Origin of the sequence: Pseudomonas sp. AAC, assembly GCF_000725445.1 — a bacterium.
GTDB lineage: Bacteria > Pseudomonadota > Gammaproteobacteria > Pseudomonadales > Pseudomonadaceae > Pseudomonas > Pseudomonas citronellolis.
In genome coordinates this window covers 219,551-240,104 of sequence record NZ_KL647096.1, presented here as the reverse complement: position 1 = coordinate 240,104, position 20,554 = coordinate 219,551, and the positions used below count along the sequence as shown (strand labels likewise).

Sequence of the window (20,554 nt, the reverse complement as noted above, 5' to 3'; positions counted from 1 at the left end):
ACCTTCCGAGCATAGGGAGTCTGCCTGGAAAAACCAAGTTCAGGCGCGCTGCGAGCCGGGCAGGGCGACCACGCGGGCCTGGCGCTGCAGCGGCGAGGGGCGGCGCAGCAGGCGGAGGATTTCCGAGGCTTCGGCCAGCTGTTTTTCCAGCTCTTCCTGGTAGCGCGCCATGAGCAGGGCGCGCTGGCGCACCTGCTGGGTTTCCTGGGCCAGGGCCTTCAGGCGCAGCATGTGGGTTTCCAGCAGCTGCTTGTTCTCCAGGGTGTACTGCATCAGCGGCATCAGGGCGTCGGTGGCCCAGCGCTCGACTTCTTCGCGCACGCGCTGGTGCAGGAGGATGACTTCCTGGGCCAGGGTGGCGATGAAACGCCGCGTCAGCAGGCGCTGTTCGGTGAGCAGGGTCTTGAGCTGCAGGCGGAAGCGGTCGGCCTGCTCGCGCAGCCGGGCCAGTTCGCGCTGGTAGGCGGCGACGTCGAAGCGCGGGGCGTCCAGGGCGTTCAGCGGGTTTTCCTGGTTGTGCCGCTGGTAGATGGCCTCGACCATGCGGTTACCCAGCTCGGCCTCGTGCTGCAGGCTGTGCAGGTCGCCCTCCACGGCCTGGAAGAAGTTCAGGATGGCCTGGTTGATGCCCAGGGTGGTCCAGCTGCCGCGCAGTTTCTCGTGGACCTTGGCCAGGTGCCGCTCCAGGCGTTCGGCGCGCACGGTCTGGCCGAGCAGCTCGCCCTGGCGGCGCAGCAGGCGCTGGTTGGTCTTCAGGTTGAGCAGGCGGCGGTGGTGCAGGCCGTGGTCTTCCTTGGTCCGCGCGGTCAGCTCGAACAGCAGCTGGCCGCTGTCCTGCTGCTGGCCTTCGAGCTGCGCCTGCTGTTCGCGCAGGCGCTCCAGGCGGGCGCGCAGGCTGTGCTGGCTGTTGTTCAGCAGGGCCAGCACCTGGCCGAGCACCGCGCCCTCCAGCAGGCGCTCCTTGTCCGCCACTATGCGCTCGCAGAGCAGGTTCTCCAGGTTTTCCAACTGGCTGCGGGCGAGCAGTTCGGCGTCGTTGCGCACCTTGGCCAGCAGCGCCTGCTTGGCCGACAGCGGCAGCACGCTGTCGCGGGGGATGCCCAATTGCCGAGCGGTGGCGTCGCGGATGCGCTGGATGGCGTTGTGCACGAAGGTATCGCCGGCCAGGTCGTCCCAGAGCACGTCGACCTTGTTCAGCACCGCATACAGGGTGCACTGGCCGTCTTCCACCAGGTGCCGCACGTGGTCCTGCCAGACCGCCAGGTCCGAGGCGGTGACGCCGGTGTCGGCGGCCAGCAGGAAGACCACCGCCTGGGCGCTGGGCAGCATCGACAGGGTCAGTTCCGGCTCGCTGCCCAGGGCGTTCAGCCCGGGGGTGTCGAGGATGCGCAGGCCCTGGCGCAGCAGCGGGTGGTCGAAGTTGACCAGGGCGTGGCGCCAGGCTGGCACGCGCACATGCCCGGGGCGTTCGGCGGCTTCCAGCATGTCCGGGAGGAAGCCCAGCTGGATCGCCTGCTCCACCGGCAGGCTCTTGGTCCGGGCGGTCTGCGCGAAGGCCTGGGCCATGTTGGCCGGGTCGGAGGTGTCCAGGGGGATGTTCACCCAGTGCCGCGGCACCTGCTTGAAGCGGGCGATGCTGGCGTCGGCCACCCGCGTCTCGATGGGCAGCAGGCGGATGTAGGGGCGTTCGGAGCGCGGGTCGAAGAAGATCTCGGTGGGGCACATGGTGGTGCGCCCGGCCTGGGAGGGCAGCATGCGCTGGCCGTACTCGGAGAAGAACAGGCTGTTGATCAGCTCGGTCTTGCCGCGTGAGAACTCGCCGACGAAGGCCAGGGTGATGTGGTCCAGGCGCAGCAGGCGCAGGGCGCGCTCCAGGCGCGCGTCTATGTCCGCGCTGTTCAGCCGGCTCTGCTCCAGCCAGCTGCGATAGCGGATGATGTCCCGGACCAGTTCCCGCTTCCAGGTGACGTAGGCGTCGATCTGCTGACTGAGTCGCTCCATGCTCATCCAGGCGGTCCTGTGGCTTGCGCGTCCTGCGCGGGAGAAGAATGCCTGGATTATGAAGCGCGGCGAGGTGGCGTCAATTGGCCTGTATCACATTCCTATATGTAAGGTCGGTCAAGGCGACCGAGCGGTTATCCCCAGCTCGGCCGGCAGCCGCGCCGGCCGAGGGATGCGCACGCGTTTCTGGCGGTTCAGTTCGCCGCTCACGAGTATTACCGCGCTTTTCGGCACGCCGAAGGCCTTGCCGAGGAACGCCAGCAGGTGGGCGTTGGCCTTGCCCTCCACCGGCGGGGCGGTGAGGCGGATCTTCAGGCGCTCGCCGTGCAGCCCGGCGAACTCGTCGCGGCTCGCCTTGGGCTGCAGGTGGCAATCGAGGATCAGGTCCTCGCCGTCCCAGCGGTAGAAGCTCATTACATGAATGGGCTCAGGATCTGCGGCATGCCGGTCATGGCGGCGAGGTTGCCGATCACCAGCATGTCGAGCAGCTTCAGCGCGATGAAGGCGAAGATCGGCGAGATGTCCAGCCCGCCGAGGTTCGGCAGCAGCTTGCGGAAGGGCGCCAGCAGCGGCTCGCAGATCTGGTTCACCAGCTGCGCGCCGGGGTTGTAGCTGCCCGGGGCGACCCAGGAGAGGATCACGCTGATGATCAGGGCGAAGAAGAACACCTTGAGGAACAGCGAGGTCACGGCGATCACCGACCACACCAGCAGTTGCAGGACGTAGCCGCCGACGCCGTAGCCCATCAGCGTCAGGGTGACGATCATCAGCACCAGCTGGACCAGGATGGCCAGCACCAGGGACGCCAGGTCGATGCCGCCGAAGCCGGGGATCACCCGGCGCAGCGGGTTCAGCAGCGGCTTGGTGGCGCGCACGATGAACTGGCTCAGCGGGTTGTAGAAGTCGGCGCGCACCAGTTGCAGGATGAAGCGCAGCAGGACGATCAGCAGGTAGAGGCTGCCGAGGGTCTGGATGACATAGATGGCAGCGGTGGAAAGTCCGGTCATGTAAGGCTCCTCATTGCCCCAGTTGTTCGGCCAGTTCGGCGGAACGGTGGTCGGCGGCGGCCAGGGCGCGCTCGACCAGTGCTTCGAATCCATTCGCCTGGAAGGAAGTGATGGCGGCTTCGGTGGTGCCCTTGGGCGAAGTCACGCGGCGGCGCAGTTCGGCCGGGCCGACGTCGCTGGCTACCGCCATGCGCGCGGCGCCCAGGGCGGTCTGCAGGGTCAGGCGGGCGGCGACTTCGTGGCTCAGGCCGAGCTTCTCGCCGGCGGCGGTCATGGCTTCCATCAGCAGGAAGAAGTAGGCCGGGCCGCTGCCGGAGACGGCGGTGACGGCGTCGATCTGCTTCTCTTCGTCCAGCCACAGGGCGATGCCCACGGCGCCCAGCAGCTGTTCGGCCTGCTGACGCTGGGCCGGGCTGACCTGGGCGGTGGCGTACAGGCCGCTGGCGCCTTCGCCCAGCAGCGCCGGGGTGTTGGGCATGCAGCGTACCAGCAGCTCGGTGCCCAGCCAGCGCGACAGGCTGGCGCAGGGAATGCCGGCGGCGATGGAGACGATCAGCTGACCCGGTTCGAGCAGCGCGGCCAGGGGCTCGCAGACCTGCTTCATGACCTGCGGCTTGACCGCCAGCACCACCACGTCGGCGCCGGCGATGGCGCTGGCGTTGTCCTCGAACACCTCGATGCCGTGCTCGGCGGCGATCTTCGCGCGCTGTTCGGCGCCCGGGTCGCTGGCGCGGATGTGACTGGCGGGCACGCCCTGGGCGCGCAGGCCACCGATCAGGCTGGCGGCCATGTTGCCGGCGCCGATGAAAGCGATGCGGGTGCTGCTCATGGGTTGTGTTCCTTGATCAAGAATGGGGACCGTAGTCGCGCGCGCCGAACAGCGCGGTGCCGATGCGCACCCAGGTGGCGCCTTCGGCGATGGCGGCTTCGAGGTCGTGGCTCATGCCCATGGACAGGGTGTCCAGGCCGAGGTTCAGGGCAGTCAGGAGTTCCCGCAGGCGGGCGAAGGCGGCGCGCTGGGCGGCGACGTCCTCGGTGGGTTCGGGGATGGCCATCAGCCCGCGCAGCTTCAGGTTGGGCAGGGCGGCCACGGCGCGGGCCAGGGCCGGCAGTTCCTCGGGGGCGCAGCCGGACTTGCTGGCCTCGCCGCTGACGTTCACCTGCAGGCAGACGTTGAGCGGCGGCAGGTGCGCCGGGCGCTGCGCGGAAAGGCGCTCGGCGACCTTCAGGCGGTCCACCGAGTGCACCCAGTGGAAGTGCTCGGCGATGGGCCGCGTCTTGTTCGACTGGATGGGGCCGATGAAGTGCCAGGTGAGCGCCAGGTCGGCCAGTTCCACCTGCTTGCCGAGGGCTTCCTGCAGGTAGTTCTCGCCGAAATCGTCGAGGCCGGCGGCATGGGCTTCGCGGATGTCGGCGGCGGGCTTGGTCTTGCTCACCGCCAGCAGCGCAACGCTGCCGGAAGGCCGCCCGCAAGCTTGCTCCGCCTCACGGATACGCTCGCGAACCTTTGCAATATTCTCTGCTATCGTGGACATTACCTGCGCTCTGAGGCCCGGCTGCTGCAAGTTCAGCGGCATTCTACCTGCTTGCATTGGATTGGGGAGTCCCATGGATATTACCGAGTTGCTCGCCTTCAGCGCCAAGCAAGGCGCTTCGGACCTGCACCTCTCGGCCGGCCTGCCGCCGATGATCCGCGTCGACGGCGACGTGCGCCGCATCAACCTGCCGCCGCTGGAGCACAAGCAGGTGCACGCGCTGATCTACGACATCATGAACGACAAGCAGCGCAAGGATTTCGAGGAATTCCTGGAAACCGACTTCTCCTTCGAAGTGCCGGGCGTGGCGCGTTTCCGCGTCAATGCCTTCAACCAGAACCGCGGCGCCGGCGCCGTGTTCCGGACCATTCCCTCCAAGGTGCTGACCATGGAGGATCTGGGCATGGGCGAAGTGTTCAAGCGGGTTTCCGACGTGCCGCGCGGGCTGGTGCTGGTGACCGGGCCGACCGGTTCGGGCAAGTCCACCTCGCTCGCGGCGATGCTCGACTACCTGAACAACACCAAGTACAGCCACATCCTCACCGTCGAGGACCCGATCGAGTTCGTCCACGAATCGAAGAAGTGCCTGGTCAACCAGCGCGAGGTGCACCGCGACACCCTCGGCTTCAACGAGGCGCTGCGCTCGGCCCTGCGTGAGGACCCGGACATCATCCTGGTCGGCGAGATGCGCGACCTGGAGACCATCCGCCTGGCGCTGACCGCCGCGGAAACCGGCCACCTGGTGTTCGGCACCCTGCACACCACCTCCGCGGCCAAGACCATCGACCGTATCGTCGACGTGTTCCCCGCCGAGGAGAAGGCCATGGTCCGTTCCATGCTCTCCGAATCGCTGCAGGCGGTGATCTCGCAGACGCTGCTGAAGAAGATCGGCGGCGGCCGGGTGGCGGCCCACGAGATCATGATCGGCACCCCGGCGATCCGCAACCTGATCCGCGAGGACAAGGTGGCGCAGATGTACTCGGCCATCCAGACCGGCGGCGCGCTGGGCATGCAGACCCTCGACATGTGCCTCAAGGGCCTGGTCGCCAAGGGCCTGGTGACCCGCGACGCGGCGAAGGAAAAGGCGAAGATTCCGGAAAACTTCTGATTCTCCCCGGGCCCGGTGCCCGGCCAGGCGGCACGGCACACGCACGGGCAGCCTGGATGACAGTCGAATCGCACAGTGCGTGAACGAATCAGGTTGGATCGATCATGGAATTCGAGAAGCTTCTGCGGCTGATGGTGGAGAAGGGCGCCTCGGACCTCTTCGTCACCGCCGGCGTGCCCCCGTCGATGAAGGTCAACGGCAAGGTGCTGCCGGTGACCAAGACCCCGCTGTCGCCCGAGCAGACCCGCGAGACCGTGCTGGCGGTGATGAACGAGCAGCAGCGCCGCGACTTCGCCGAGCACCACGAGTGCAACTTCGCCATCAGCGCCCGCGGCATCGGCCGTTTCCGCGTCAGCGCCTTCTACCAGCGCAACCTGGTGGGCATGGTGCTGCGCCGCATCGAGACCAACATCCCGACCATCGAGGACCTCAAGCTGCCGGAGATCCTCAAGAAACTGGCCATGACCAAGCGCGGGCTGGTGATCTTCGTCGGTGCCACCGGCACCGGCAAGTCCACTTCGCTGGCGGCGATGATCGGCTACCGCAACAAGAACTCCACCGGGCACATCATCTCCATCGAGGACCCGATCGAGTACATCCACCAGCACCAGGGCTGCATCGTCACCCAGCGCGAGGTGGGGCTGGATACCGACACCTTCGAGGTGGCGCTGAAGAACACCCTGCGCCAGGCGCCGGACGTGATCATGATCGGCGAGGTGCGCTCGCGCGAGACCATGGAGCACGCCGTGGCCTTCGCCGAGACCGGCCACTTGTGTCTGGCCACCCTGCATGCCAACAACGCCAACCAGGCGCTGGAGCGGATCATCCACTTCTTCCCGGCCGACCGGCACCAGCAGATCTGGATGGACCTGTCGCTGAACCTCAAGGCCATCGTCGCCCAGCAACTGGTGCCGACCCCGGACGGCAAGGGCCGCCGCGCGGTGATCGAGGTGCTGCTGAATACTCCGCTGGCCGCCGACCTGATCCGCAAGGGGGAGGTGCATGAGCTGAAGCCGTTGATGAAGCGCTCCACCGAGCAGGGCATGCAGACCTTCGATCAGGCGCTGTACCAGCTCTATTCCCAGGGTGAGATCACCTATGAGGATGCGCTGGCCTATGCCGACTCGGCCAACGATCTGCGGTTGATGATCAAGCTTGGGTCGGAGACCGATGCGGATCATCTGTCGAGCATGACTCAGGGGTTGACCCTGGAGCTGAGCGAAGACGATCCGAATCGCCGCTTCCGCTGAGCAGCTCCCTCGCCGCAACCCGCAATTATCGTGAACGCCGGAGCGTAGGGCGAATAACCGTTCGCGGTTATCCGCCGATATACGGAGGCCTCGGCCCGCGCCCAGGTCAACCCTGGAGTCGCCGGGGGCCAAGGCCAAACGGCGGATAACGCCATAGGCGTTATGCGCCCTACGGTCCTTTGACCGAAAAGCCTGTCCGCGGCTTTGTATTCCCCGCGACTTTTCTTACAGTGGCGGTAAACCCGCCGCGATCGCGCCGGTCGAATCCAGGAATCCCTGCCAAGGAGCGCTCCATGCCCAATACCCCCGACACCCACAGCAAGGTCATCGGCTACCTGCTGTGGATCTTCGGCTTCACCGGTTCCCACCGCTTCTACTATGGCAAGCCGGTCAGCGGGACCATCTGGTTCTTCACCCTCGGGCTGTTCTTCATCGGCTGGATCATCGACCTGTTCCTGATTCCCTCGATGGACGACGAGGCCGACCTGCGCTACCGCAGCGGCGCCCTGGACTACAACGTGGCCTGGATACTGCTGACCTTCCTCGGTGTGTTCGGCGTGCACCGCATGTACATGGGCAAGTGGCTGACCGGCATCCTCTACCTGTGCACTGGCGGCCTGTTCTTCCTCGGCGTGCTCTACGACTTCTGGACGCTCAACGCCCAGGTCTCCGAGCGCAACGGCCCGCAGCGGCTGTAAGAGTTCCTTGCCGGAAAGCCCGCCTTCCCAGGCTGTGTGAAAACCCGAGCGGCTCTTCGAAGAGTGCGTTCCTACGTGAAATCTGAAAAGGCTTGGCTATTCAGCCAACCCAGAATCCGCGTAGAAACGCGAAATCCAGGTTGTTTTTTAACCAGCTGGACCGATCCGGAGGTTTTCACACAGCCTGTTCCGGCGGGCTTTTTCGTCAGCCGGCATGGCGATGGGCGCGCCGCCGGCCTATGGTCAGGAAGACCATAAAGGCGCGCCGCCGGGCGATCCCCGCGGCGCCGACAAGGAGTGGATGCCATGAGCAACGAACTTCGTCCTGCCGTACTCGACCTGATCGGCAACACGCCGCTGGTGCAGGTCAGCCGCTTCGATACCGGCCCCTGCACGCTGTTCCTCAAGCTGGAATCGCAGAACCCCGGCGGCTCGATCAAGGACCGCATCGGCGTGGCCATGATCGAGACCGCCGAGCGCGACGGTCGCCTGCAGCCCGGCGGGACCATAGTCGAGGCCACCGCCGGCAACACCGGCCTGGGCCTGGCCCTGGTGGGCCGCGCCAAGGGCTACCGGGTGGTGCTGGTGGTGCCGGACAAGATGTCCAGCGAGAAGGTCCTGCACCTCAAGGCCATGGGCGCCGAGGTGCACATCACCCGCTCCGACGTCGGCAAGGGCCACCCGGAGTACTACCAGGACGTGGCCGCGCGCCTGGCCGCGGAAATCCCCGGGGCCTTCTTCGCCGACCAGTTCAACAACCCGGCCAACCCCCTGGCCCACGAGACCAGTACCGCCCCGGAAATCTGGCAGCAGACCGGCCACGACCTGGACGCCATCGTCGTCGGCGTCGGCTCCGCCGGCACCCTCACCGGGCTGACGCGCTTCTTCCGCCAGGTGCAGCCGAACCTGGAGATGGTCCTGGCCGACCCGGTGGGCTCGGTGATGGCCGGCTACGTGCGCGACGGCACCCTCGGCGAGGTCGGTTCCTGGGCGGTGGAAGGCATAGGCGAGGACTTCATTCCCTCCATCGCCGACCTCTCCAGCGTGCGCCACGCCTATTCCATCAGCGACGAGGAGAGCTTCGCCCATGCCCGCGAACTGCTGCGCGCCGAAGGCATTCCCGGCGGTTCCTCCACCGGCACCCTGCTGGCCGCCGCCTTGCGCTACTGCCGCGAGCAGACGCAGCCCAAGCGCGTGCTCAGCTTCGTCTGCGACACCGGCACGCGCTACCTGTCCAAGGTCTACAACGACCAGTGGATGACCGACCAGGGCCTGCTGCAGCGCAAGCGTTACGGCGACCTGCGCGACATCATCGCGCGGCGCTTCGAGGAGGGCCGGGTGATCAGCGTGGGGCCGGACGACACCCTGCTCACCGCCTTCCAGCGCATGCGCCTGGCCGACGTCTCGCAGCTGCCGGTGCTGGCCAACGGCAGGCTGGTCGGGGTCATCGATGAATCCGACATCCTGCTGGGCGTGCACGCCGACGCCAGCCATTTTCGCCAGCCGGTGGCCAGCGCCATGACCACCCGCCTGGAAACCCTGGCCCCGGACGCCAGCCTGGCCGAACTGCAGGCCGAGCTGGACCGCGGCCTGGTCGCCATCATCGCCGACGCCTCGGGCTTCCATGGCCTGATCACCCGTTTCGACTTGCTCAACCACCTCCGGAGAACGCTCCCATGAGCCAGGATTCCAAGGCCTCGCGCGGTTTCGCCACGCGGGTCATCCACGCCGGCCAGGCGCCCGATCCTTCCACCGGCGCGCTGATGCCGCCGATCTACGCCAACTCCACCTACCTGCAGGACAGCCCCGGGGTGCACAAGGGCCTGGACTACGGGCGTTCGCACAACCCCACGCGCTGGGCCCTGGAGCGCTGCGTGGCGGACCTGGAGGGCGGCAGCAAGGCCTTCGCCTTCGCCTCCGGGCTGGCGGCCATCTCGGCCACCCTGGAGTTGCTCGATGCCGGCTCGCACATCGTGTCCGGCAACGATATCTACGGCGGCACCTTCCGCCTGTTCGAGCGCGTGCGCCGGCGCAGCGCCGGGCACGAATTCAGCTTCGTCGACCTCACCGACATCGGCGCCATCGAAGCCGCGCTGCGCCCGGAAACCCGCATGGTGTGGATCGAGACGCCGAGCAACCCGCTGCTGCGCCTGGCCGACCTGGAGGCCATCGCCCGCCTGTGCCGCAGCCGCGGCATCCTCTGCGTGGCCGACAACACCTTCGCCAGCCCGCGTATCCAGCGCCCGCTGGAGCTGGGCTTCGACGTGGTGGTGCACTCGACCACCAAGTACCTGAACGGCCACTCCGACGTCATCGGCGGCATCGCCGTGGTCGGCGACAACCCGGAACTGGCCGAGCGCCTGGGCTTCCTGCAGAACGCCGTGGGCGCCATCGCCGGCCCCTTCGACGCCTTCCTCACCCTGCGTGGGGTGAAGACCCTGGCCCTGCGCATGGAACGGCACTGCGCCAACGCCCTGGAACTGGCCCAGTGGCTGGAACGCCAGCCGCAGGTGGCCCGGGTGCACTACCCGGGCCTGCCCTCGCACCCGCAGCACGAACTGGCCAAGCGGCAGATGAACGGCTTCGGCGGGATGATCTCGATGGACCTGGCCACTGACCTGGCCGGCTCGAAGCGCTTCCTGGAGAACGTGCGCATCTTCGCCCTGGCCGAGAGCCTGGGCGGGGTGGAGAGCCTGATCGAGCACCCGGCGATCATGACCCACGCCACCATTCCGCCGGCTACCCGGGCCGAGCTGGGGATAGGCGATGCGCTGGTGCGGTTGTCGGTGGGGGTGGAGGATGTCGAGGATCTGCGTGCGGATTTGGCGCAGGCGTTGGCGACTATCTAGAGGCGGGGGCTTTTCGTAGGAGCGAGCTTGCTCGCGAAGGGTGTCTACCGGCCATGCATGGTGCATGAGGTCGCCTCCCTCCCTCTCCCCAGCCCTCGGCTGCGCGCCCCGCCCTGAAGGGAGAGGGGCTTGTTCGTGCCGAGAGGAGGGTGGTTTCAGCCGGTAATTACTGTGCTAGCCGGCTAACGTCGAAATATCAGCATCTGCCCAACGGTCCCCTCTCCCTTCAGGGAGAGGGTTAGGGAGAGGGCGCTCTAAAGCCCAGCCCCGAAAGCTCCCGGCAAGCCCCCTTCGCGAGCAAGCTCGCTCCTACAGGAAAAGAAAAAGCCCGCCGGATAGCGGGATTCTTCTTCATGCCTGGGCAACTCAGATGGCATGCACGATATGTCCATCCACCAGCGTGCAACGCACCGCGCCCGGCAGGCAGTGGCCCATGAACGGGCTGTTCTGCCCGCGGGAGTACCAGGTCTCGCCGGCCAGGGTCTGGCCCTCGGCCTCGAACAGCACCAGGTCTGCCGCCTCGCCCACCGCTATGCGGCCAGCCGGCAGGCGCAGCGCGGCGGCCGGGCCGGTGGTCAGGCGCGCCAGCAGGGTCGGCAGGTCTAGCAGGCCGTCCTGCACCAGGGTCATGGCCAGCGGCAGCAGCAGTTCGACGCTGCTGATGCCCGGCTCGGTGTCGGCGAAGGGGGCGTTCTTGGCGTCCGCCTCGTGGGGCTGGTGGTGGCTGGCGATGGCTTGTATCACGCCGCTCTTCACCGCTTCGCGCAGGGCGTCGCGGTCCTTGCGCGAGCGCAGCGGCGGCTGCACGTGGTAGAGGCTGGAGAAGTCGGCCAGGGCCTCGTCGGTGAGGATCAGCTGGTACAGCGCCACGTCGGCGGTCACCGGCAGGCCGCGGGCCTGGGCCTGGGCGATCATCTCCACGCCGCGGGCGCTGGTCAGCTGGCTGAAGTGCGCGCGCACGCCGCTCTGCTCCACCAGCAGCAGGTTGCGGGCCAGGGCCACGGTCTCGGCGCTCTCGGGGATGCCGGCCAGGCCGCGGAAGCTGGCGGTGGGGCCGTCGTGGGCCAGGCCGCCCTGGGCCAGTTCGGCATCCTGGGAGGTGAAGATCACCGTCAGGTCGAAGGTCGCCGCGTACTCCAGCGAGCGCAGCAGCACGCGGTTGCTGGCCAGCGGCGCCAGGCCGTTGCTGAAGGCCACGCAGCCGGCGTCGCGCAGGGCGGCCAGTTCGGACAGCTGCTCGCCGGCCAGGCCGCGGGTCAGCGCGCCTATGGGGAAGACCTTGGCGTTGCCGGCCTCGCGGGCGCGGTCGAGGATCAGCTCGGCCACCGCCGGGGTGTCCAGCACCGGCTTGGTCTGCGGCGGGCAGCACAGGCTGGTGACGCCGCCGGCGCTGGCGGCGCGGGTTTCGCTCTCGATGTTGCCCTTGCGGCTGTAGCCCGGCTCGCGCAGGGCCACGTTCAGGTCCACCAGGCCGGGCGCGGCGATCAGGCCGGCGGCGTCCAGCTCCTGGGCGGCGTGGAAATCGGCCGGGGCCTGGCCCAGGGCGATGATCCTGCCGGCTTCTATATGGACGTCGCAGACCTGGTCCAGGCCGCTGGCTGGGTCGATGACGCGGGCGCCGTGAATGCTGACGGTCATTGCGCGTCCTCCTGTTCCAGCTGGCGTTGGGCGTTCTGCCCGCTCATGGCCATGGACAGCACGGCCATGCGGATGGCGATCCCGTAGGTCACCTGGTTGAGGATCACCGACTGCTCGCCGTCGGCCACCGCGGATTCGATCTCCACGCCGCGGTTGATCGGCCCCGGGTGCATGACGATGGCATCGGGCTTGGCCAGCTTCAGGCGCTTCTGGGTCAGGCCGTAGAGCTTGAAGAACTCGCCTTCGCTGGGCAGCAGGCCGCCCTGCATGCGCTCGCGCTGCAGGCGCAGCATGATGACCACGTCGACGTCCTTGAGGCCTTCGTTGGCGTCGGTGAACACCTTCACCCCGTAGACCTCCTCCAGGCCGATCGGCAGCAGGGTGCGCGGGGCGATGACGCGGATGTCCGGGCAGCCGAGGGTCTTCAGCGCCAGCATGTTCGAGCGCGCCACCCGCGAGTGCAGGACGTCGCCGACGATGGCCACCGAGAGGTTCTCGAAGCTGCCCTTGTGGCGGCGGATGGTGAGCATGTCGAGCATGCCCTGGGTCGGGTGCCCGTGGCGGCCGTCACCGCCGTTGATCACAGCCACCCTGGGGCTGACGTGCTCGGCGATGAAGTGCGCCGCGCCGGAGTCGCTGTGGCGCACGACGAACATGTCGGCGGCCATGGCCTCGAGGTTGCGCAGGGTGTCGGTGAGGGTCTCGCCCTTGCTGGTCGAGGAGGTCGACACGTTCAGCGTGATGACGTCGGCGGACAGGCGCTGGGCGGCCAGTTCGAAGGTGGTGCGGGTGCGCGTGGAGTTCTCGAAGAACACGTTGCACACGGTCTTGCCGCGCAGCAGCGGGACCTTCTTCACCGCGCGCGCGCCGACTTCGAGGAAGGAGTCGGCGGTGTCGAGGATTTCGGTCAGCAGCTCGCGGGGCAATCCGTCGAGCGAGAGGAAGTGGCGCAGCTGGCCCTGGTCGTTGAGCTGCAGCGGGCGCTTGGCGTCTGTCGGCATGGGGCAGGCCCTGAATGGTGGAAAGGGTGGCGCGCGCGTTCAGAGCGCGCTGATGAGAGTGCGCTCGAGGACGAGTGGTGCGGGACCGCGCAATTTTACCCTTTCATTGGGGGCCAGCGACAGGGTCTGGCCGACCACGTCGGGGCGGATCGGCAGCTCGCGGGCGTTCAGGTCCAGCAGGCAGACCAGGGTCACGCTGGCCGGGCGGCCGTAGTCGAACAGCTCGTTGAGCGCGGCGCGGATGGTGCGGCCGCTCATCAGCACGTCGTCGACCAGGACCAGGTGCTGGCCGTCGATCTCGAACGGCAGTTCCGACGGACGGACCTGCGGGTGCAGGCCGCTGCGGGTGAAGTCGTCGCGGTAGAAGGAGACGTCGAGGATGCCGAGGATCTCCTCGCTGTGCAGTTCCTTGAGCAGGGCCTGGGCGACCCAGATGCCGCCGGTGTGGATGCCGACGAAGCGCGGCGTGTCTATGCCGCGCTCGGCGAGGTGGTTGCGCAGGTCGGTGGCCATGCGCGGCAGGAGTTCGGCGGGACTGGGCAGGTTCATGACATCTCCTGGATGACTCGTGGCGGTCCAGGCTGGGCCGCCGTGGATTCCTCGGGCGCCCGTGTGCGGCGGGTACCCGCTCAAGATTAGCGCGTGTGCCGCGGCTGGCACTGCCGCAGGTCAAGCGCCGCCGTGGGCCTCCAGCCAGCCCTCGAGCAGCAGGGCCGCGGCCAGGGCGTCCACCGGGCGTTCGCGGTAGCCGTCGCGCTGGCCCTGGGCCAGGCGCTCGCCCTTGGCGGCGTAGGTGGTCAGGCGTTCGTCGTGGGTGTGCACCGGCAGGTTGTAGCGGCCGTGCAGGCGGCGGGCGAACTTCTCGGCGCGCTCGCTCATCTCGCTGGGCGTGCCGTCCATGTTCAGCGGCAGGCCGACGACGATGGCGTCCGGCTGCCATTCCTTGATCAGCGCCTCGACGCGGTTCCAGTCCGGCACGCCGTTCTGCGCCTTGAGCACGCAGAGTTCGCGGGCCTGGCCGGTGACCGCCTGGCCGACGGCGACGCCGATCTGCTTGGTGCCGTAGTCGAAGCCCAGCAGCAGGCGCGGCGCGCCCATCAGGCGTGCCCGGCCTGAGCGGTGAGCAGGCTGAGGTTGATCCCCAGGCGCTGCGCGGCGGCGGCCAGGCGCTGCTCGGCGGGCACGTCGAAGAGCACTTCCAGGTCCGCCGGGCAGGTAAGCCAGGCGTTGTCGGCCAGCTCGGCCTCCAGCTGGCCGGCTTCCCAGCCGGCGTAGCCGAGGGCGATGACGCTCTGCGCGGGGCCGCTGCCGTCGGCGATGGAGAAGAGCACGTCCTGGGAAGTGGAAAGGTTCAGCTCGCCCAGCTCCAGGGTGGCCTGGAACAGCTGCCCGGCCGGATGCAGGACGAAGCCGCGGTCGGTCTGCACCGGGCCGCCGCTGTAGACGGTGATGCCCTGGCAACGCGCCGGCGGCAGGGGCTCGGGGCGCAGTTGCTCGAGCACGTCGCTGAGGTTCAGGCCGCTGGGGCGGTTGATCACCAGGCCCATGGCGCCCTGCTCGTTGTGCTCGACCAGGTAGGTCAGGGTCTGGGCGAAATTGGGATCGGCCATGTGCGGCATGGCGATCAGGAAATGGTGCTTGAGGTAGGTGGGCGCTGTATTCATGGCGCTAGTTTCAGGCTTGGGCGCGCGGCCTGCAAGCCGCCCGGAGGGGGCTATCGGCTCGACAGGCGGTCGCCGCGCTCGAAGCGCCAGGTGCGGATGATTTCCAGGCGGTCGATGTCCGCCAGGTCGCCGCTGAACGGGGCGAAGGGCGCGGCCAGGCGGACGATGCGCTGGGCGGCCTGGTCGAGCAGCGGCTGCCCGGAGGACTCCAGTACCTGCACCTCGTACAGCGAGCCGTCGCGGTTGATCGACACCAGCAGCCGCAGGCTGCCGTAGATGCGCTGGCGGCGGGCCTCGTCGGGGTAGTTGAGGTTGCCGATGCGCTCGATCTTCTTGCGCCACTCCTCCTTGTACCAGGCGCCCTTGTCGCGCATGGTCGAGGCGGCGGTCAGGCGGTGGATGCGCGGGCGCTTGGCGTAGGCCTGGCGCTCCTTGGCAAGGTCCGCCTCGAGGCTGGAGATTTCCGCCGACAGCTGGCTGGAGTCGAACTGCGGCGCCGGCTGGGCGACCTGCTCGGCCTTGGGCTTCTGCGGCTTGGCCTGGACCTTCTGCGGCTTCGGCGCCTTGGTGGCCACGGCGGTCTTGGGCGATTCCGCCTCCTTGGCCTGCTTCGGCGTCGGTGGCGGGGCGACCTTCTTCGCCTCGCTGTCCTGGAACGGCGCCTGCTCGGTGGTCTTGGGGATGGCCTTGTGCTCGAGGGTGCCGCTGCCTTCCTGGTTCATCTGCGCCAGGTAGTCGGCCTTCTCCGGCTTCTTCTCGCTCTTGAAGGTGGCCAGGGTGATTTCCAGCGTCTTGCTCAACTGGCTCGGGTGGGGCATGGAGAAGCCCACGCCGAGGATCAGCGCCACATGCAGCACCGCCGCCACGAACAGGGTGAAGCCCAGGCGGTCCGCCGGGCGGACGCCGGAGGACGGGAAGGCTTGGGGGGAGGTTGCAGCGTTCATTGCATATAGGGTTGGCCGGGGTGGGCGAAGTCTGCTTTCCCCGGCCGCCGCCTGCAAGCGGCAAGCGTCAAGTTGTCGGCTGCGTCAAACTTGCGCCGCCGCCGCGCGGGCCTTGAGCTTGCCCTCGATGGCGTCCATCAGGCGCTCGCCGATGCGGGTGTCGTAGGCCTTGTCGATCTCGCGGATGCAGGTCGGGCTGGTGACGTTGATCTCGGTGAGGTAGTCGCCGATCACGTCCAGGCCGACGAACAGCAGGCCGCGCTCGCGCAGTTGCGGGCCGACCTGCTGGGTGATCCAGCGGTCGCGCTCGGTCAGCGGCTGGGCCACGCCGCGGCCGCCGGCGGCGAGGTTGCCGCGTGTCTCGCCCTGGGCCGGGATGCGCGCCAGGCAGTACTCCACCGGTTCGCCGTCGATCATCAGGATACGCTTGTCGCCGTCCTTGATCTCCGGGATGTAGCGCTGCGCCATGATCTGCTGGTGGCCGTGCAGGGTCAGTGTCTCGAGGATCACCGAGAGGTTCGGGTCGCCTTCGCGGTGGCGGAAGATCATGGTGCCGCCCATGCCTTCGAGGGGTTTGAGAATGATGTCACGATGTTCGGCGGCGAACTCGCGCAGAATGTCGGCTCGCCGTGTGACCAGTGTCGGCGGCGTGCACTGCGGGAACAGCGTGGCGAAGAACTTCTCGTTGCAGTCGCGCAGGCTCTGCGGGCGGTTCACCACCAGGGTGCCGGCGCGCTCGGCCTGTTCCAGCAGGTAGGTGGAATAGATGTACTCGTTGTTGAAGGGCGGGTCCTTGCGCATCAGGATCACGTCCAGCTCGGCGAGCGGCAGGTCGATCTCCTGGTCCAGCTCGTACCAGCGCTCGGCGTCGTCGAAGACCTTCAGGGGGCGGATCTTGGCCCGTGCGGCGTTCGCTTTCTGGTAAAGATCCTGTTGTTCCATGTAGAACAGCGTCCAGCCACGGGCCTGGGCCGCCAGCAGCATCGCCAGGGAGCTGTCCTTCTTGAAGTTGATGCTCGCGATGGGGTCCATCACGATGCCCAGGCGTACGCTCATGGGGAGTCCTCCGAAAGGGGGTGGTGCGGCGACGAACCGCGCCGAAAAGGGCGGAAAAGGATGCTCAGGGTGGCGCCGGATATGTGCCCGGTCAAGGAAAAAGCCAGCGCATCCGGGGTGTTATGGATGGATGCGGGAGAGTGTGCTAAAAGACTCCGACGATTGGGTCGCAGCCCGAACGGTGGCAGGGCGTCAGCGCACTGAATATAAGACAGTAACGATTCACCGAGATGGTAAAAGGGCGAACATGGAACAGCATTCCGATGGTTTGAAGGTGATGGTCATCGACGATTCCAAGACGATCCGTCGTACCGCCGAAACCCTGCTCAAGAAAGTCGGCTGCGATGTCATCACGGCCATCGATGGCTTCGACGCGCTGGCGAAGATCGCCGACACCCATCCGAACATCATCTTCGTCGACATCATGATGCCTCGGCTCGACGGCTATCAGACCTGCGCCCTGATCAAGAACAACAGCGCCTTCAAATCCACCCCGGTGATCATGCTGTCCTCCAAGGACGGCCTGTTCGACAAGGCCAAGGGTCGTATCGTCGGCTCCGACCAGTACCTCACCAAGCCCTTCAGCAAGGAAGAGCTGCTCGGCGCCATCAAGACCCACGTGCCCGACTTCACCCCGGTGGAGCAAGCTTCCTGATGTCCGGCCCTGCGTGCCGGTGATGCCTTTTCCTGGGGGACCCCATGGCTCGAATCCTCATTGTTGATGACTCTCCGACCGAGATGTACAAGCTGACCGCGATGCTGGAGAAGCACTCGCACCAGGTGCTCAAGGCGGAGAACGGCGCCGACGGCGTCGCCCTGGCCCGGCAGGAGAAGCCGGACGTGGTCCTGATGGACATCGTCATGCCCGGGCTGAACGGCTTCCAGGCCACCCGGCAGCTGTCCAAGGACCCGGAGACCAGCGCCATCCCGGTCATCATCGTCACCACCAAGGACCAGGAGACCGACAAGGTCTGGGGCAAGCGCCAGGGCGCTCGCGACTACCTGACCAAGCCGGTCGACGAAGAAACGCTGCTCAAGACCATCAATGCGGTACTCGCCGGCTGACGCCGGGCGGGGCCCGAATAACTATTAGAAAAGGCCAGGGCCGGCATGTCTGAAGTCCAGAGTCCCTTCCAGCTTCTCGTCGAGATCGATCAGCGCTGCCGTCGCCTGGCTGCCGGCCTGCCGGCGCAGCGCCAGGTCGTGCAGAGCTGGAACGGCATCGGCTTCCGCATGGCCGGCCGCCTGTTCGTGGCGCCCATGGGGGAGGTCGGCGAAGTGCTCCACGAGCCGCGCTACACCCTGTTGCCCGGCGTGCGCGAGTGGGTCCGGGGCGTGGCCAACGTCCGCGGTCGGCTGCTGCCGATCATGGACCTGTGCGGATTTCTCGGCGCGGAGCTGTCGCCGTTGCGCAAGCAGCGCCGCGTGCTGGTGGTAGAACACGGGGAGGTGTTCGCCGGGCTCATCGTCGATGAGGTCCTGGGCATGCAGCACTTCCCGGTGGATGCCTTCAGCGAGCAGTTGCCACCCCTTGAGGCGGCGCTGCAACCCTTTGTTCATGGCGTATTCCATCGAGAGCAGCCCTGGCTGGTATTCAGCCCGCATGCCCTGGCGCAGCACCCGGGCTTCCTCGACGTCGCCAGCTAGTTGAAAACGGTTGGGTCGGGAACTTCCGGCCCGTGTCGTGACATGGAAACCGAAATCGTGGTGGGTCCAGGCGGGGGCCGTATATGAAGAAAATCAAGACAGGCAATCTCTTTGCGGGAGCGCGCAGCAGTTCACTGATCGCGGGGCTGTTCATCGTCCTGATCGTCTCGATCGTGCTGCTGTTCGCCAACTTCGCCTACCTCAACACCCAGTCGAACCACGACAAGCAGTACATCGGCCATGCCGGCGAACTGCGCGTGCTGTCGCAGCGGATCGCCAAGAACGCCACGGAAGCCGCGGCGGGCAAGAGCGAGGCGTTCAAGTCGCTGAAGGATGCCCGCAACGACTTCGAGAAGCGCTGGAACGTGCTGCTCAAGGGTGACGAGAGCACCGGCCTGCCGCCGAGCCCGGCCGCCGTGCAGACGCAGATGGCCGACGTGCAGAAGGACTGGGACCTGCTGCGCAAGAACACCGACTCCATCCTCGCCAGCGAACAGACCGTGCTCTCGCTGCACCAGGTGGCCGCGACCCTCGCCGAGACCATCCCGCAGCTGCAGGTGACCTACGAGGAAGTGGTGGACATCCTCCTGGAAAGCGGCGCGCCGGCCGACCAGGTCGCCGTGGCCCAGCGCCAGTCGCTGCTCGCCGAACGTATCCTCGGCTCGGTGAACAAGGTGCTCGCCGGCGACGAGAACTCGGTGCAGGCCGCCGACAGCTTCGGCCGCGACGCCAGCCTGTTCGGCCGCGTGCTCAAGGGCATGAAGGAAGGCAACGCGGCGATGAGCATCTCCAAGGTGACCAACGCCGAGGCCGTCGATCGCCTCAACGAGGTTTCCGAGCTGTTCGAGTTCGTTTCCGGCTCGGTGGACGAGATCCTCGAGACCTCGCCGGAACTGTTCCAGGTCCGCGAATCCGCCAACACCATCTTCAGCAGCTCGCAGACCCTGCTGGACAAGGCCTCCAAGCTGGCCGACGGCTTCGAGAACCTGGCCGGCGGCCGGCACCTGAACCAGGTGGCGAGCGTCGCCCTGGGCATCCTCGCCCTCGGCTCGATCATCCTCATCGGCCTGGTGATGGTGCGCGAGACCAACCGCCGGCTGGCCGAGACCGCCGAGAAGAACGAACGCAACCAGGCGGCGATCCTGCGGCTGCTCGACGAGATCGCCGACCTCGCCGACGGTGACCTGACCGTGGCCGCGACCGTGACCGAGGACTTCACCGGCGCCATCGCGGACTCCATCAACTACTCCATCGACCAGCTCCGCGAGCTGGTGGAAACCATCAACCTCACTGCCGTGCAGGTGGCCGCCGCCGCCCAGGAAACCCAGGCCACGGCGATGCACCTGGCCGAGGCTTCCGAGCACCAGGCCCAGGAGATCGCCGGCGCCTCCGCGGCGATCAACGAAATGGCCGTGTCCATCGACCAGGTATCGGCGAACGCCAGCGAATCCTCCGCGGTGGCGGAACGTTCCGTGGCCATCGCCAACAAGGGCAACGAGGTGGTGCACAACACCATCACCGGCATGGACAACATCCGCGAACAGATCCAGGACACCTCCAAGCGGATCAAGCGCCTGGGCGAATCGTCCCAGGAGATCGGCGACATCGTCAGCCTGATCAACGACATCGCCGACCAGACCAACATCCTCGCCCTGAACGCCGCGATCCAGGCGTCCATGGCCGGTGACGCGGGCCGCGGCTTCGCCGTGGTGGCGGACGAGGTACAGCGCCTGGCGGAACGTTCCTCCGCCGCGACCAAGCAGATCGAGGCGCTGGTGAAGACCATTCAGACCGACACCAACGAAGCGGTGATCTCCATGGAGCAGACCACCTCCGAAGTGGTGCGCGGCGCCCGCCTGGCGCAGGACGCCGGTGTGGCCCTGGAAGAGATCGAGAAGGTATCCAAGACCCTGGCGGCGCTGATCCAGAACATCTCCAACGCCGCCCGTCAGCAGGCGTCGTCCGCCGGCCACATTTCCAACACCATGAACGTGATCCAGGAGATCACCTCGCAGACCTCCGCCGGTACCACCGCCACTGCGCGCAGCATCGGCAACCTGGCGAAGATGGCGAGCGAGATGCGCAACTCGGTATCCGGCTTCAAACTGCCGGACCTGGCAGAACGGGCCTGAGCGGAGGTGCGCGGGGCTGAAGGG

The 20,554-nt window shown here is 67.2% G+C and carries 21 protein-coding genes; 9 read left to right on the top strand and 12 right to left on the bottom strand.

The window, feature by feature from the left end; all coding sequences use genetic code 11:
- Positions 1 to 39: 39 nt before the first annotated feature.
- The 5 genes from FG99_RS10895 to FG99_RS10875 form a co-directional block, all read right to left on the bottom strand.
- Positions 40 to 2,007: a dynamin-like GTPase family protein gene (locus tag FG99_RS10895; RefSeq protein WP_043269505.1), complete on the bottom strand. Its 1,968-nt coding sequence runs from the start codon at positions 2,005 to 2,007 to the stop codon at positions 40 to 42.
- A gap of 111 nt (positions 2,008 to 2,118) precedes the next feature.
- Entirely contained in the window at positions 2,119 to 2,415 is a 297-nt protein-coding gene (locus tag FG99_RS10890) for a DUF167 domain-containing protein (protein WP_043269503.1), read from the bottom strand.
- Positions 2,415 to 3,008, bottom strand: a complete 594-nt coding sequence (locus FG99_RS10885) for a YggT family protein (protein ID WP_009615234.1) — start codon at positions 3,006 to 3,008, stop codon at positions 2,415 to 2,417. Before FG99_RS10885 ends, FG99_RS10890 begins: the two co-directional genes overlap by 1 nt.
- A gap of 10 nt (positions 3,009 to 3,018) precedes the next feature.
- Positions 3,019 to 3,837: a pyrroline-5-carboxylate reductase gene (gene proC, locus FG99_RS10880; RefSeq protein WP_043269501.1), complete on the bottom strand. Its 819-nt coding sequence runs from the start codon at positions 3,835 to 3,837 to the stop codon at positions 3,019 to 3,021.
- A 16-nt stretch (positions 3,838 to 3,853) separates the two neighbouring features.
- Entirely contained in the window at positions 3,854 to 4,543 is a 690-nt protein-coding gene (locus tag FG99_RS10875; protein WP_043270312.1) for a YggS family pyridoxal phosphate-dependent enzyme, read from the bottom strand.
- A 73-nt stretch (positions 4,544 to 4,616) separates the two neighbouring features.
- Here FG99_RS10875 and pilT point away from each other — a divergent pair, with 73 nt between their 5' ends.
- The 5 genes from pilT (at position 4,617) to FG99_RS10850 (ending at position 10,448) form a co-directional block, all read left to right on the top strand.
- Positions 4,617 to 5,651: a type IV pilus twitching motility protein PilT gene (gene pilT, locus FG99_RS10870; RefSeq protein WP_009615237.1), complete on the top strand. Its 1,035-nt coding sequence runs from the start codon at positions 4,617 to 4,619 to the stop codon at positions 5,649 to 5,651.
- 104 nt (positions 5,652 to 5,755) lie between these two features.
- Entirely contained in the window at positions 5,756 to 6,901 is a 1,146-nt protein-coding gene (locus tag FG99_RS10865) for a PilT/PilU family type 4a pilus ATPase (protein WP_009615238.1), read from the top strand.
- A 293-nt stretch (positions 6,902 to 7,194) separates the two neighbouring features.
- Complete coding sequence (locus tag FG99_RS10860) at positions 7,195 to 7,599, top strand: NINE protein (RefSeq protein ID WP_043269499.1); 405 nt, start codon at positions 7,195 to 7,197, stop codon at positions 7,597 to 7,599.
- A 306-nt stretch (positions 7,600 to 7,905) separates the two neighbouring features.
- Positions 7,906 to 9,279, top strand: coding sequence for a pyridoxal-phosphate dependent enzyme (locus FG99_RS10855; protein ID WP_043269497.1), 1,374 nt, complete (start codon positions 7,906 to 7,908; stop codon positions 9,277 to 9,279).
- Positions 9,276 to 10,448, top strand: a complete 1,173-nt coding sequence (locus FG99_RS10850) for a cystathionine gamma-synthase (RefSeq protein WP_043269495.1) — start codon at positions 9,276 to 9,278, stop codon at positions 10,446 to 10,448. The genes FG99_RS10855 and FG99_RS10850 overlap by 4 nt, the downstream gene beginning before the upstream one ends.
- A 366-nt stretch (positions 10,449 to 10,814) precedes the next feature.
- On the opposite strand, the gene FG99_RS10845 is transcribed toward FG99_RS10850, so the two are convergent.
- From FG99_RS10845 to gshB, 7 genes are all read right to left on the bottom strand, one after another.
- Positions 10,815 to 12,086: a dihydroorotase gene (locus tag FG99_RS10845; RefSeq protein ID WP_043269493.1), complete on the bottom strand. Its 1,272-nt coding sequence runs from the start codon at positions 12,084 to 12,086 to the stop codon at positions 10,815 to 10,817.
- Positions 12,083 to 13,087 carry an aspartate carbamoyltransferase catalytic subunit gene (locus tag FG99_RS10840; RefSeq protein WP_043269491.1) on the bottom strand — a complete coding sequence of 335 codons (1,005 nt, stop codon included), beginning with the start codon at positions 13,085 to 13,087 and terminating at the stop codon, positions 12,083 to 12,085. The genes FG99_RS10845 and FG99_RS10840 overlap by 4 nt, the downstream gene beginning before the upstream one ends.
- Positions 13,088 to 13,126: 39 nt before the next feature.
- Entirely contained in the window at positions 13,127 to 13,636 is a 510-nt protein-coding gene (pyrR, locus tag FG99_RS10835) for a bifunctional pyr operon transcriptional regulator/uracil phosphoribosyltransferase PyrR (protein WP_009615244.1), read from the bottom strand.
- A gap of 120 nt (positions 13,637 to 13,756) precedes the next feature.
- Positions 13,757 to 14,185, bottom strand: a complete 429-nt coding sequence (gene ruvX, locus FG99_RS10830; RefSeq protein ID WP_009615245.1) for a Holliday junction resolvase RuvX — start codon at positions 14,183 to 14,185, stop codon at positions 13,757 to 13,759.
- A complete protein-coding gene (locus FG99_RS10825; protein WP_009615246.1) occupies positions 14,185 to 14,751 on the bottom strand; it encodes a YqgE/AlgH family protein in 567 nt (188 codons plus the stop codon). Before FG99_RS10825 ends, ruvX begins: the two co-directional genes overlap by 1 nt.
- Before the next feature lie 50 nt (positions 14,752 to 14,801).
- Entirely contained in the window at positions 14,802 to 15,695 is an 894-nt protein-coding gene (locus FG99_RS10820) for an energy transducer TonB (protein ID WP_009615247.1), read from the bottom strand.
- Between the two features lie 84 nt (positions 15,696 to 15,779).
- Positions 15,780 to 16,751, bottom strand: a complete 972-nt coding sequence (gene gshB, locus FG99_RS10815; protein ID WP_043269489.1) for a glutathione synthase — start codon at positions 16,749 to 16,751, stop codon at positions 15,780 to 15,782.
- Positions 16,752 to 16,998: 247 nt separating this feature from the next.
- On the opposite strand from gshB, the gene pilG reads away from it, so the two are divergent.
- From pilG to FG99_RS10795, 4 genes are all read left to right on the top strand, one after another.
- On the top strand, positions 16,999 to 17,406 hold the full coding sequence (pilG, locus tag FG99_RS10810; protein ID WP_009615249.1) for a twitching motility response regulator PilG: 408 nt from the start codon (positions 16,999 to 17,001) through the stop codon (positions 17,404 to 17,406).
- 44 nt (positions 17,407 to 17,450) lie between these two features.
- A complete protein-coding gene (gene pilH, locus FG99_RS10805) occupies positions 17,451 to 17,816 on the top strand; it encodes a twitching motility response regulator PilH (protein ID WP_009615257.1) in 366 nt (121 codons plus the stop codon).
- Positions 17,817 to 17,861: 45 nt separating this feature from the next.
- A complete protein-coding gene (locus FG99_RS10800) occupies positions 17,862 to 18,398 on the top strand; it encodes a chemotaxis protein CheW (protein WP_043269487.1) in 537 nt (178 codons plus the stop codon).
- Between the two features lie 83 nt (positions 18,399 to 18,481).
- A complete protein-coding gene (locus tag FG99_RS10795; RefSeq protein ID WP_043269485.1) occupies positions 18,482 to 20,530 on the top strand; it encodes a methyl-accepting chemotaxis protein in 2,049 nt (682 codons plus the stop codon).
- Positions 20,531 to 20,554 lie beyond the last annotated feature (24 nt).

Excerpts from the sequence above, each read along its gene's own strand:
- FG99_RS10850 (WP_043269495.1), top strand. The coding sequence starts at position 9,276 with ATGAGCCAGGATTCCAAGGCCTCGCGCGGTTTCGCCACGCGGGTCATC.
- FG99_RS10875 (WP_043270312.1), bottom strand. The coding sequence starts at position 4,543 with ATGTCCACGATAGCAGAGAATATTGCAAAGGTTCGCGAGCGTATCCGT.
- FG99_RS10890 (WP_043269503.1), bottom strand. The coding sequence starts at position 2,415 with ATGAGCTTCTACCGCTGGGACGGCGAGGACCTGATCCTCGATTGCCAC.
- FG99_RS10845 (WP_043269493.1), bottom strand. The coding sequence starts at position 12,086 with ATGACCGTCAGCATTCACGGCGCCCGCGTCATCGACCCAGCCAGCGGC.
- proC (WP_043269501.1), bottom strand. The coding sequence starts at position 3,837 with ATGAGCAGCACCCGCATCGCTTTCATCGGCGCCGGCAACATGGCCGCC.
- FG99_RS10860 (WP_043269499.1), top strand. The coding sequence starts at position 7,195 with ATGCCCAATACCCCCGACACCCACAGCAAGGTCATCGGCTACCTGCTG.
- FG99_RS10825 (WP_009615246.1), bottom strand. The coding sequence starts at position 14,751 with ATGAATACAGCGCCCACCTACCTCAAGCACCATTTCCTGATCGCCATG.
- FG99_RS10865 (WP_009615238.1), top strand. The coding sequence starts at position 5,756 with ATGGAATTCGAGAAGCTTCTGCGGCTGATGGTGGAGAAGGGCGCCTCG.
- gshB (WP_043269489.1), bottom strand. The coding sequence starts at position 16,751 with ATGAGCGTACGCCTGGGCATCGTGATGGACCCCATCGCGAGCATCAAC.
- pilG (WP_009615249.1), top strand. The coding sequence starts at position 16,999 with ATGGAACAGCATTCCGATGGTTTGAAGGTGATGGTCATCGACGATTCC.
- FG99_RS10895 (WP_043269505.1), bottom strand. The coding sequence starts at position 2,007 with ATGAGCATGGAGCGACTCAGTCAGCAGATCGACGCCTACGTCACCTGG.
- pilT (WP_009615237.1), top strand. The coding sequence starts at position 4,617 with ATGGATATTACCGAGTTGCTCGCCTTCAGCGCCAAGCAAGGCGCTTCG.
- FG99_RS10795 (WP_043269485.1), top strand. The coding sequence starts at position 18,482 with ATGAAGAAAATCAAGACAGGCAATCTCTTTGCGGGAGCGCGCAGCAGT.
- pilH (WP_009615257.1), top strand. The coding sequence starts at position 17,451 with ATGGCTCGAATCCTCATTGTTGATGACTCTCCGACCGAGATGTACAAG.
- FG99_RS10885 (WP_009615234.1), bottom strand. The coding sequence starts at position 3,008 with ATGACCGGACTTTCCACCGCTGCCATCTATGTCATCCAGACCCTCGGC.
- ruvX (WP_009615245.1), bottom strand. The coding sequence starts at position 14,185 with ATGGGCGCGCCGCGCCTGCTGCTGGGCTTCGACTACGGCACCAAGCAG.
- FG99_RS10840 (WP_043269491.1), bottom strand. The coding sequence starts at position 13,087 with ATGCCGACAGACGCCAAGCGCCCGCTGCAGCTCAACGACCAGGGCCAG.
- pyrR (WP_009615244.1), bottom strand. The coding sequence starts at position 13,636 with ATGAACCTGCCCAGTCCCGCCGAACTCCTGCCGCGCATGGCCACCGAC.
- FG99_RS10800 (WP_043269487.1), top strand. The coding sequence starts at position 17,862 with ATGTCTGAAGTCCAGAGTCCCTTCCAGCTTCTCGTCGAGATCGATCAG.
- FG99_RS10855 (WP_043269497.1), top strand. The coding sequence starts at position 7,906 with ATGAGCAACGAACTTCGTCCTGCCGTACTCGACCTGATCGGCAACACG.
- FG99_RS10820 (WP_009615247.1), bottom strand. The coding sequence starts at position 15,695 with ATGAACGCTGCAACCTCCCCCCAAGCCTTCCCGTCCTCCGGCGTCCGC.